Genomic DNA, 10,743 nt, shown 5'->3' on the forward strand with positions numbered 1-10,743 from the left:
GGTGATTATGGTTTTGGTGATTCTGGGGGCTGCGTGAGTACAAGCGGCCCTCACCCCAGCCCTCTCCCGGAGGGAGAGGGGGTCGACCGAGTTGTCTTGCGGGGTACGTCGACCTGGAAGATTTTGGTGATTATGGTTTTGGTGAAAGACCTTGGCGGTTATGGCTTTTGTGAAAGGCCTTCGATTTGGCTTTGTGAGCTTGGCTATTTTGGATTCAATGAAAGACGTTCAAGTCGGTGTAGCGCTCGAATTTCCCCCAATCGGTCCCCTCTACCTCTGGGAGAGGGCTAGGGTGAGGGGCTTTCGGTTCGGGACATTAAAGTCTCCAGCCTGGCCAACGGTGGCGCATCCTGGTTGCGGTCAAACACCTGAATCCCAACCTTGAGCAATCGACCATTCTCTGCCGCTGCGATTACCTGTTCACACCGCAGCAATAGCCGCCCCTGATCACATTCCTGCGCTTTCATACCCATCGGCAACTTCCCTTCCAACCGCAACTCCGCCATCCGACTCTGCGCCGCAATCAGCGCCACCGACCGATCCCGCAAAATCCCGCTACTCTGCGTCATCAACCCCGCCACTCGCACAGCCGCCGACATGGCCACGGCAATAATCGCCAGCGCCACCAGCACTTCAATCAACGTGAAACCTTCTTCCCGCGAACGCGCACGCATACATCGCCCAAAGCCAAAACCCAGCCCTCGACGCTAACCCGCGTGCTTGACGGCTTGACGACGAAAACACCCGAGGATTTTCAACATCACTGACATATCTTCTTGCAACACTGCGCGTCGAATCGAATCAAGCCAGGGTATGTCGAGATGGATATCGCACCTTTCAAATCGCTTCAGCAACCGATGCGCACGCCGCGTGGGCAGCAGGGTTTTACCCTGATCGAGATCATGGTGGTCGTGGTGATTCTGGGGATTCTCGCGGCGATGGTGGTGCCCAAGGTGCTTGATCGGCCGGATCAGGCGCGGGCGACGGCGGCGAAGCAGGATATTGGTGGGTTGATGCAGGCATTGAAGTTGTATCGCCTCGACCACGGCACTTATCCGAGCATGAACCAAGGGCTGAAGGTGTTGGTGGAGCGGCCGGCTGATGCGAAGAACAGCAATTGGCGCTCGTATCTGGAGCGTTTGCCGAACGATCCGTGGGGTCGTCCTTATCAGTACCTCAACCCCGGCGCGAATGGCGAGATCGACATCTTTTCCCTCGGTGCCGACGGTCAGCCGGACGGCGACGGCGTGAATGCCGATATCGGTTCCTGGCAGTTGTAAGGCCGGCCATGAACAGCCGCTCGCCTGAGGGGGCGAAGCAACAGGGCATGGCGATTATCAGCGCGTTGTTGATTGCGGCCGTGGTGGCGGTGATTGCGGCGGGCATGTTGACGCGCCAGAGCGTGGCGACCCGGGCGCTGGAGGCGGATCAGCAGCGTGTGCTGGGGCGTTGGCTGGTGCTGGGTGGGTTGGAGATCAGCCGTCAGTTGCTCAAGGACGCACGTCAGCGCGACCCGTTGACCCGGCTCGATCAGCCGTGGGCGCAGCGGCTCTCCGCGCAAGGTTTTGAAGGACGACTGGAGGACGAGCAGGGCAAGTTCAACCTGCGCAATCTGGTCGCCAACGAGCGGGTTGATGAGGCACAGGTGGCGGCGTTTCAGCGCTTGTGCGAGTTGATCGGGGTCAGTGCCGGGTTGAGTCAGCGCATCAGTCAGCGGGTGATTGCTTCGTACCCGCGACTGCTGAATGCGCAGATGGCCGAGGCGCCGAAAAGTGGTTTCGACAGCGGTCGCGCCACCTCGCCCAACGCTTCACGCAAACCGCAGAACCCGACGTTGCCGATGCTGCGCAGCATCGATGATTTGCGCAGTGTCGACGGCGTGAGTGAGGCGGTGATGGGCAAACTCGCGCCGTACCTGACGGTGATTCCGGCGACCACTTGGCTCAACGGCAACACCGCCACCGCGCCGGTGTTGGCCGCGTATGTGCCGGGTCTGTCGCTGGAGCGTGCCAATGCGCTGATCGCCGAGCGCGATGCCGGGCGCTGGTTTATCAACCGTGGCGATTTTGTTAACCGCTTGCGCATGCCGCAACTGGAGCTGACCAGCGTCAAAGTCGGCATCACCAGTGACTGGTTTCGCCTGCGCGGGCAGGCGCGGCGCGATCAGCGGCGGGTCAGTCTTGAGGCGTTGCTGCATCGCAGCCAGGACCGCTTGCCGCAAGTGATCTGGTCGCGGGTGGGTGTATGAGCCAGTTGAAAGTGGCGTTGCCGCCCTTGGCGGAACTGGATCTGCACAGTGAATTGCACTGCGCCTGGCTGGATCGTCAGGGCCAGGTCACGCGGGAAGAACGCCTCAGCCTGAGCCAGTTGAGCCAACAGTCGAAACTGCCGCCGCTGGTGTGTTTTCTGCACCCGGCTGACAGCCTGTTGGCGAGTCTCGATTTACCGCCGTTGCCTGCGAACAAGATTGTCGCGGCGGTGCAGTGTGCGGCGCAGGCCTTGATGCTGGGTGACAGCAGCGAGATGCACATCGCGCACAGTTCGCGGGACGAGGCCGGGCAAGTGCAGATCGCTTGGGCGCCTCGGCAACAGTTGTTGGGTTTTGGCCAATTGCTGAAAAGCGCTGGGCTGAACCTGCGCGGTCTCTATCCGGCGCCGTACCGTTTGCCGGTGTTGCCCGGCACCGTCGCGTGCGTGCAGGACGGGCATTTGTTGCTGCGCGACAGTGTGCAAGCGGCGCGGGTGCAGCCGTTGTTCGATGACGGCCTCGGCAGTGTCGTGTGGGAGCCGGGCAGCACGTTGCACTGGATCGGCGATCAACCGCCGTCGGGCGCTGAACTGCCGATGGCGGATGCGCAGCGCTGGACTGGTCCGCTACCGGGTTGGGGACTGCATGGCGCAGTGCAACAGCAACACACCGAACATCGCGGCTGGGGCAGGGCGATCGCCCTCTCAGCGTTGGCCGTGGCCGTTTGGGTCATTGGTTTGAATCTGTATGCCGCCCGTGAGGCGAGTCAGGGCCAGCAGCTGAAAACCCAGATGAACCTGCGGGTAAAACAGGCCTTCCCTGAGCTGCCGGTGATCCTCAACCCGTTGCAACAGGCCCGTCAGCAATTGGCGGCACGGCAGAAAGGTGCGGCGGATGATCCGGCGCAGACGTTCAATCGTCTGGTGTTGCAGGCCGGCAGCGGCATGCCGTCGATGGCCGGCAGTGTCGAGCGGCTGACGTTTGTCGACGGTGCCTTGCAACTGAGTCTGCTCAGCGATGCCCGTCGTGGCGGCAATGATGCGGAGTGGCAAAGCACGTTGGCGCAGGCCGGCATCAGCGTCACTGCCGACGACGAGGGCTGGACCTTGCGTCCGGCCACTGAGGCCACCCCAAGCGAGAGCGATGACAGCGGCGGAGCAGAAGAAGATGAATAAGGCTTCGTTCGCGGTTTACCGCGCCAAGTGGCAACGCGTTCGCGCTCAGCTGCAGGCGCGTTGGCAGCCGTTGGCACTGCGCGAAAAACGCATGGTCGCTGGCATGGCCATAGCGCTGATCGGCCTGCTGCTGTGGGTTGTGCTGATCCAGCCGCCGCTGAAGAAAATCACCTATTGGCAAACCGAAACGCCAAAGCTGCGCGCCCAGACTGAAGCGCTGGAAGTGCTGTTGCGCGAAGTCAGCGTGCGCCCGGACGGGCAAAGCCTGGCGCAGTCGCTGGAGCAGACCCTGCAGGCCAGTGGTTTGGCTGGGCATTACCAATTACAGGAGGCACAGGGTGCCTGGCAGTTGACCTTCGACGCGGCGCCGGCCGACGCCGTGCTCGACTGGCTGTTGATCAACCCGGCACAACTTTCTCTGCAAGTGGTCGAGGCCCGTTTGCAACGCGCAGACAACCCCTCGACCGAAGTCACCGCCGGCACTTTGTCAGGCACCGTTCGCATGGATCAGGCGCTGGGCGCTAAGGAAGCTTCATGAAGGGGTCAGGATCCAAACCGGCACGTCTGGCGTTGCCGATGCTGCTGATGGCGTTGAGCGCGTGCAGCAACACCAGCACGCCGCAGAATCAGCCGCCGTTGCTGGTCGACAGTGAACTGGGCCGGCCGCTGGCCAACACACAGCGCAGCGGCGACGCGGTGCTCGACCGCGAGCGCGCGCAGGCGCAGGCGCGACCTGTGCCGAAGCAATTGCACAACATCACCAAGAGTGCGCGCAGCGGCGCGGCGGCGTCGGGCATTGCCTTGCCGAGCAACCCATTGGGCGATCAACCGGTGACGCTGAATTTTGTCGACGCCGATATTCAAGCGGTGGTGCGGGCGTTGTCGCGTTCCACCGGGCAGCAGTTTCTCGTCGACCCTCGGGTGAAGGGCACGTTGACGCTGGTCTCGGAAGGTCAGGTGCCGGCGCGGCAGGCTTACGACATGTTGCTGGCGGCGTTGCGCATGCAGGGTTTTAGCGTGGTCGATGTTGGCGGTGTGGCGCAGGTGGTGCCGGAGGCGGATGCGAAGTTGCTTGGCGGGCCGATTTACAGCGCCGACAAACCGGCGGGCAACGGCATGCTCACGCGCACATTTCGTCTGCAATACGAAAACGCGGTGAACCTGATTCCGGTGCTGCGGCCGATCGTTTCGCCGAACAATCCGATCAATGCCTATCCGGGCAATAACACCATCGTCATCACCGATTACGCTGAGAACCTGACCCGCGTTGCGCAGTTGATTGCGAGCATTGATTCGCCGAGTGCGATCGACACCGATGTGGTGCAGATCCAGAACGGCATCGCCGCTGACATTGCGCCGATGGTGGCGGATCTTCTGGATGCACCGGGCAATGATCCAACGCAGAAAATCGCCGTGATTGGTGACCCGCGTTCCAACACCATCATTATTCGCGCCGGCAGCCCCGAGCGCACGGAACTGGCGCGCAACCTGATCTACAAACTCGACAATGCGCAGAGCAATCCGAGCAATCTGCATGTGGTTTATCTGCGCAACGCGCAAGCGGCGAAACTGGCGCAGGCCTTGCGCGGTTTGCTCACCGGCGAGAGTGACAGCGGCACAAGCGACAGTGCGCGTTCGGTGCTCAGCGCCATGGGTGCAAGTACTGGCGGCAGCGCTGGGCAGAACGGCCAGAGCGGCACGCAAACCAGCGGCAGCACGTCGACCACTAACAGCAGCGGCAGCACGGGCGGCAGTTACGCCCAGGGCAGCAGTGGCAGCGCAACCGGCAGCGGCGGTGCGCAAAACAGCGAGCAGAACGTCGCCTTCAGTGCCGGTGGCGTGACCATTCAGGCTGACGCCACCACCAACACCTTGCTGATTTCCGCACCGGAGCCGCTGTATCGCAACCTGCGCGAGGTGATCGATCTGCTCGACCAGCGCCGTGCGCAAGTGGTGATCGAGAGCCTGATCGTCGAAGTCGGCGAGGACGATGCCAGTGAATTCGGTGTGCAGTGGCAGACCGGCAATCTGGGTGGCAAAGGCGTGATCGGTGGCGCGAATCTGGGCGGTTCGGGGATCAATACCAACGGCAAGACCAGCATCGATGTGCTGCCGCAAGGTTTGAACCTGGGCTACGTCAACGGCACCGTCGACATTCCCGGGATCGGCAAGATTCTTGACCTGAAAGTGCTGGCCCGGGCGTTGAAGAGCAAGGGCGGTACCAACGTGCTGTCGACGCCGAATCTGCTGACGCTGGACAACGAAGCGGCGAGTATTTTTGTCGGCCAGACCATTCCGTTTGTCAGCGGCAGTTACGTGACTGGCGGTGGCGGCACCAGCAACAACCCGTTCCAGACCGTGACCCGCGAAGAGGTCGGTTTGAAGCTCAATGTGCGCCCGCAGATTTCCGAGGGCGGCACGGTCAAGCTCGATATCTATCAGGAAGTCAGCAGCATTGATGAGCGGGCTTCGGCCAGTGCCAATTCGGCGGGGATTGTCACCAATAAACGGGCGATCGACACCAGCATCCTGCTCGATGACGGGCAGATCATGGTGCTCGGCGGTTTGCTCCAGGACGGTTACAGCCAGAGCAATGACGCGGTGCCGTGGCTGGGCAGCTTGCCGGGGATCGGCGCGCTGTTTCGCAACGAACGCCGGGCGATCACCAAGACCAACCTGATGGTCTTTCTGCGCCCGTACATCATCCGCGACAGCGAAGCGGGGCGCAGCATCACCCTCAATCGCTATGACTTCATGCGTCGTGCCCAAGGTGGTTTGCAGCCGGAACGCAGCTGGGCGATGCCGGACATGCAGGCGCCGCAGTTGCCGACGGCGGCGCAAGGGGTGCCGGCGGTGTTACCGAGCTCCGGCCCACGCGCAACCATCAAAGCGGTGCCCATCCAATGACGCCGACATCGCCCCTTGATCTGGAAAACGGATATGTAGGAGCTGCCGAAGGCTGCGATCTTTTGATCTTGCTCTTCGAAGGATCCAAACGGCCAAAGATCAAAAGATCGCAGCCTTCGGCAGCTCCTACAGGAACTGGGGAGGGCTTGAAATGAGTGCGCTGCCTTACGCCTGGGCCAAGGCGCAGCGGATTCTGTTGTGCGATGGCGTGCTGACGGTGTGCCCGTCAACGCCCGGCTGGTCGATCAGCGAGGCGCGGCGGCAGTTCGGCGTGACGACGATTCAGCGCGTGCGCGATGACGAACTCGACGGCTTGCTCGCCGCTGCCTATGCCGACACCGGCAGCGCGGCGGCGGTGGTCGGTGCGGCGGAAAACGAAGTCGACCTCGACCGGCTGATGCAGGACATGCCGGAAATCACCGACCTGCTCGACACCCAAGACGGCGCGCCGGTAATCCGCATGATCAACGCGCTGCTGACCCAGGCTGCGCGCGACGAGGCCAGCGACATTCACATCGAACCGTTCGAAACCCATTCGGTGGTGCGCTACCGCGTCGACGGCACGTTGCGCGATGTGGTCTCGCCGCGCAAGGCGTTGCACGGTGCTTTGGTGTCACGGATCAAGATCATGGCGCAACTCGACATCGCCGAAAAACGCTTGCCGCAGGACGGTCGTATCGCCCTGCGCGTGGCCGGTCGACCAATCGATATCCGTGTTTCCACCGTGCCGACCGGGCATGGCGAAAGGGTGGTGATGCGCTTGCTCGACAAACAGGCCGGGCGCCTGCATCTGGAAACCCTCGGCATGGACGCGCAGGTGTTGGCCAAACTCGACCACCTGATCCGCCAGCCCCACGGCATTGTCCTGGTTACCGGCCCCACCGGCAGCGGCAAAACCACCAGCCTCTATGCGGCACTGGCACGGCTGGATGCGAGCACCAGCAACATCCTCACAGTGGAAGACCCGGTGGAATACGACTTGCCGGGGATCAGCCAGATTCAGGTCAACGCCAAGATCGACATGACCTTCGCCCTCGCGCTGCGGGCGATCCTGCGGCAAGACCCGGACATCATCATGATCGGAGAAATCCGCGATCTCGAAACCGCACAAATCGCCGTGCAGGCATCGTTGACCGGTCACCTGGTGCTGGCGACGCTGCACACCAACGACGCGGTGTCGGCGGTCAACCGCTTGATCGACATGGGCGTCGAACCGTTTTTGCTCGCGTCATCGATGCTCGGCGTGCTCGCACAACGCCTGGTGCGACGCCTATGCAATCAGTGCAAACAGGAAGACCCGGCGACACCCGGCACTTGGCGCCCGGTCGGTTGCCCGGCGTGTAATCAAACCGGCTACAGCGGCCGTACCGGCATCCACGAATTGTTCTGCATCGACGACGACATCCGCACGCTGATTCACCAAGGGGCAGGGGAGCAGGCCTTGCGCGCATCCGCCGCGAAAGCCGGCATGTTCAGCCTGCGTGAGGACGGTGAACGCTGGATTCGCAGCGGCGCCACCGCGCCTGAAGAAATCCTCCGTGTGACCCGGGACGCCTGATGAACCGCTATCGTTTTGAAGCTGCCGATGCCAGCGGCAAGATCGAGTCCGGGCACCTTGAGGCGGACAGCCAAAGCGCCGCATTCACAACATTACGCGGGCGCGGTTTGACCGCACTGTCGGTGCACAAGGAAAGCAACGTCGCCCAGCACGGCGGCGGTGGACTGTTCAGCGCCAAGCTCTCGGACAACGACCTCGCGTGGGCCACGCGGCAATTGGCGAGTCTGCTCGGTGCCAGTCTGCCGTTGGAAGCCGCGCTGAGCGCCACGGTGGAGCAAGCCGAAAAAAAGCACATCGCCCACACCCTCAGCGCCGTGCGCGCCGATGTGCGCAGTGGCATGCGTCTGGCCGAATCGCTGGCGGCGCGGCCACGGGATTTTCCGGAGATTTACCGGGCGCTGATTGCCGCCGGGGAGGAGTCCGGTGATCTGGCCCAGGTCATGGAGCGGTTGGCCGACTACATCGAGGAGCGCAACAACCTGCGCGGCAAGATTCTCACCGCGTTCATCTATCCGGGTGTGGTTGGACTGGTGTCGATCGGTATCGTGATTTTCTTGCTCAGTTATGTGGTGCCGCAGGTGGTCAGTGCGTTTTCCCAGGCGCGGCAGGACTTGCCGGGGCTGACCCTGGCGATGCTCAACGCGAGTGATTTCATCCGCAGTTGGGGCTGGCTGTGTGCAGGGATTATGGCCGCAAGCTTCTGGAGTTGGCGCTTGTATCTGCGCAATCCGGCTGCGCGTTTGAGTTGGCATCACCGGGTGCTGAAGTTGCCGTTGTTCGGGCGTTTCATCCTCGGTCTGAACACCGCACGGTTTGCCTCGACGCTGGCGATTCTCGGTGGCGCCGGGGTGCCGTTGTTGCGTGCATTGGAAGCGGCGCGGCAGACCTTGTCCAACGACCGCTTGAGTTTGAGCGTCACTGATGCCACGGCCAAGGTGCGCGAAGGCGTCAACCTCGCTGCTGCGTTGCGCGTAGAAAACGTCTTCCCACCGGTGTTGATCCACCTGATCGCCAGCGGTGAAAAAACCGGGTCGTTGCCTCCGATGCTTGAGCGCGCGGCGCAGACGTTGTCGCGGGATATCGAACGGCGGGCGATGGGCATGACAGCGTTGCTGGAGCCGCTGATGATTGTGGTGATGGGCGGGGTGGTGCTGGTCATTGTGATGGCGGTGTTGTTGCCGATCATTGAGATCAACCAACTGGTGCAGTAGTGGCGTCTCTGAAATATTGATGGTGACTGGGCCGGCCTCATCGCTGGCAAGCCAGCTCCCAAAGGGAACAGTGTTGTTAATACGATTTACGACACAACACAAAAACCTGTGGGAGCTGGCTTGCCAGCGATGAGGCCAGTCAGGCCAATAGATAATTCAAAGTTTTTGCAAAAGATTCTCCATCACCCGAGCCATGTTTCCCCGATCCTCGGGTTCTCCTTTCTGTCATCTGCAACCACCCGCCAACGCCTCCAGCCCGATTCAGCCAAACCCCTGATCCAGACGCTGCGCAGCATCCGACAAACACCCGAGAAAATCCCTTCAGAAACACCGCGCAGCTCCCGAGGTTTTTTCCTTTATCTGTCACCGGAAGCTGCGAATTTCTCAGTGCGACTTAACCAAGGCCAACGCTAGCGAGGGCCCCGGTGAGTCCTCCCAGTGTCATGCAAGTCACCCGAAAACCTGTGTTCCCAAACCTAGTTGAAAAGGAGATTCTTCATGTTCAAGCGCACTCTGATCGCAGCTTCCCTGACCGTCGCCGCTCTGGCTTCCGCTCAAGCCATGGCCGTTACCGGTGGTGGTGCAACTCTGCCTGCCGCTCTGTACAAAGGTTCTGCCGACAGCATCCTGCCAGCCAACTTCTCCTACGCCGCCATCGGTAGCGGCGGTGGCAAAACTGCCTTCCTGACCAACAACCCGGCCGGCTTCAGCACCACCGGCACTGTGCACTTCGCCGGTAGCGACTCGATCCTCAGCGCTTCGGAAATCAGCACCTACAACACCAACTTCGGCGCTTCGTTTGGCCCGCTGATCCAACTGCCTTCGGTGGCCACTTCGGTTGCCATCCCGTACAAAAAAGCCGGCCAGACAGCTCTGAACCTGACCAGCGCTCAGCTGTGCGATGCGTTCTCCGGTGCCAAAACCACTTGGGGCCAGTTGCTCGGCACGACCGACACCACGCCGATCCGCGTTGTTTATCGCAACGTTTCCAGCGGCACTTCGGAAATCCTCAGCCGTCACTTGAACTCGGTCTGCCCGACTCAGTTCGCCACCAGCTCCACCTTCACCAACGCTCGTCTGCCTGCCGGTTCGGCGCTGCCGTCGAACTGGGTCGGCGTCGCCAACACTTCCGATGTCGCCACTACCGTAAACGCGGTTGACGGTTCGATCGGTTATGTCGGTCCGGACGGCGTTGACGCTACCAGCAATGCTGTCGTTGCTCGCGTCAACGGTGTTCAGCCTACTTCGCTGAACGTCACTCTGGCCCTGTCGTCGGTGTCGGCTCCTTCGACTCCAGCCCAGGCTGCCAACCCTGCCAACTGGTCGCCAGTGGTGGCTAACCCGGCTTCCGGTTACAAACTGGCGGCCTACACCAACTTCATCTTCGGTCAGTGCTACAAGGATGCAGCCGTGGCCGCCGACGTCAAAGCTTTCCTGACCAAGCACTACAGCAACCCGGGCAACAACACCGCGACTCAGGCTCACAAATTCGTCGCGGTGCCTAACGCCTGGAAAACCGCTGTCACCGCCAACTTCATCACCAACTCTTCGGGCAACAACCTGGACATCAACAACGCCAGCGTCTGCAACGCTATCGGTCGTCCTTTGTAAGTCAGTCGTTCAAGTCAGCGTTACGGATGGCAG

Annotated in this window: 9 protein-coding genes; 8 read left to right on the plus strand and 1 reads right to left on the minus strand. The window is 61.6% G+C overall.

From position 1 onward, the window contains the following. Positions 1–287 precede the first annotated feature (287 nt). Positions 288–674, minus strand: a complete 387-nt coding sequence (gene gspI, locus QZR14_RS00005) for a type II secretion system minor pseudopilin GspI (protein WP_311995520.1) — start codon at positions 672–674, stop codon at positions 288–290. Between the two features lie 147 nt (positions 675–821). Between gspI and gspG the strand changes: the two genes are divergently transcribed. The 8 genes from gspG to QZR14_RS00045 all read left to right on the plus strand — a co-directional run bounded on the left by gspG (position 822) and on the right by QZR14_RS00045 (position 10,710). Next, positions 822–1,280, plus strand: coding sequence for a type II secretion system major pseudopilin GspG (gene gspG / locus QZR14_RS00010; protein ID WP_038368790.1), 459 nt, complete (start codon positions 822–824; stop codon positions 1,278–1,280). Between the two features lie 8 nt (positions 1,281–1,288). Next, positions 1,289–2,248 carry a type II secretion system minor pseudopilin GspK gene (gene gspK, locus QZR14_RS00015; RefSeq protein WP_311995521.1) on the plus strand — a complete coding sequence of 320 codons (960 nt, stop codon included), beginning with the start codon at positions 1,289–1,291 and terminating at the stop codon, positions 2,246–2,248. Continuing rightward, positions 2,245–3,423 (plus strand): type II secretion system protein GspL, encoded by a 1,179-nt coding sequence (gene gspL, locus QZR14_RS00020; RefSeq protein ID WP_311995522.1) that lies wholly within the window; start codon positions 2,245–2,247, stop codon positions 3,421–3,423. Before gspK ends, gspL begins: the two co-directional genes overlap by 4 nt. Then, entirely contained in the window at positions 3,416–3,961 is a 546-nt protein-coding gene (gene gspM / locus QZR14_RS00025) for a type II secretion system protein GspM (RefSeq protein ID WP_311995523.1), read from the plus strand. Before gspL ends, gspM begins: the two co-directional genes overlap by 8 nt. Further along, positions 3,958–6,330, plus strand: a complete 2,373-nt coding sequence (gene gspD, locus QZR14_RS00030; protein WP_250605385.1) for a type II secretion system secretin GspD — start codon at positions 3,958–3,960, stop codon at positions 6,328–6,330. Before gspM ends, gspD begins: the two co-directional genes overlap by 4 nt. A 151-nt stretch (positions 6,331–6,481) precedes the next feature. Further along, complete coding sequence (gene gspE / locus QZR14_RS00035) at positions 6,482–7,888, plus strand: type II secretion system ATPase GspE (protein WP_311995524.1); 1,407 nt, start codon at positions 6,482–6,484, stop codon at positions 7,886–7,888. Continuing rightward, positions 7,888–9,099, plus strand: coding sequence for a type II secretion system inner membrane protein GspF (gene gspF / locus QZR14_RS00040; protein WP_311995525.1), 1,212 nt, complete (start codon positions 7,888–7,890; stop codon positions 9,097–9,099). Before gspE ends, gspF begins: the two co-directional genes overlap by 1 nt. A 498-nt stretch (positions 9,100–9,597) precedes the next feature. Next, the gene (locus QZR14_RS00045) at positions 9,598–10,710 is read left to right on the plus strand and encodes a substrate-binding domain-containing protein (RefSeq protein WP_250605383.1); all 1,113 of its coding nucleotides are present in this window, start codon (positions 9,598–9,600) and stop codon (positions 10,708–10,710) included. Positions 10,711–10,743 lie beyond the last annotated feature (33 nt).

The sequence above is a fragment of the Pseudomonas sp. rhizo66 genome (genome assembly GCF_031931925.1).
Classification (GTDB): Bacteria; Pseudomonadota; Gammaproteobacteria; order Pseudomonadales; family Pseudomonadaceae; genus Aquipseudomonas.

Bases quoted from the DNA above. Each gene is read 5' to 3' on its own strand.
- gspI (WP_311995520.1), bottom strand. From the start codon at position 674: ATGCGTGCGCGTTCGCGGGAAGAAGGTTTCACGTTGATTGAAGTGCTG.
- gspG (WP_038368790.1), top strand. From the start codon at position 822: ATGGATATCGCACCTTTCAAATCGCTTCAGCAACCGATGCGCACGCCG.
- gspK (WP_311995521.1), top strand. From the start codon at position 1,289: ATGAACAGCCGCTCGCCTGAGGGGGCGAAGCAACAGGGCATGGCGATT.
- gspL (WP_311995522.1), top strand. From the start codon at position 2,245: ATGAGCCAGTTGAAAGTGGCGTTGCCGCCCTTGGCGGAACTGGATCTG.
- gspM (WP_311995523.1), top strand. From the start codon at position 3,416: ATGAATAAGGCTTCGTTCGCGGTTTACCGCGCCAAGTGGCAACGCGTT.
- gspD (WP_250605385.1), top strand. From the start codon at position 3,958: ATGAAGGGGTCAGGATCCAAACCGGCACGTCTGGCGTTGCCGATGCTG.
- gspE (WP_311995524.1), top strand. From the start codon at position 6,482: ATGAGTGCGCTGCCTTACGCCTGGGCCAAGGCGCAGCGGATTCTGTTG.
- gspF (WP_311995525.1), top strand. From the start codon at position 7,888: ATGAACCGCTATCGTTTTGAAGCTGCCGATGCCAGCGGCAAGATCGAG.
- QZR14_RS00045 (WP_250605383.1), top strand. From the start codon at position 9,598: ATGTTCAAGCGCACTCTGATCGCAGCTTCCCTGACCGTCGCCGCTCTG.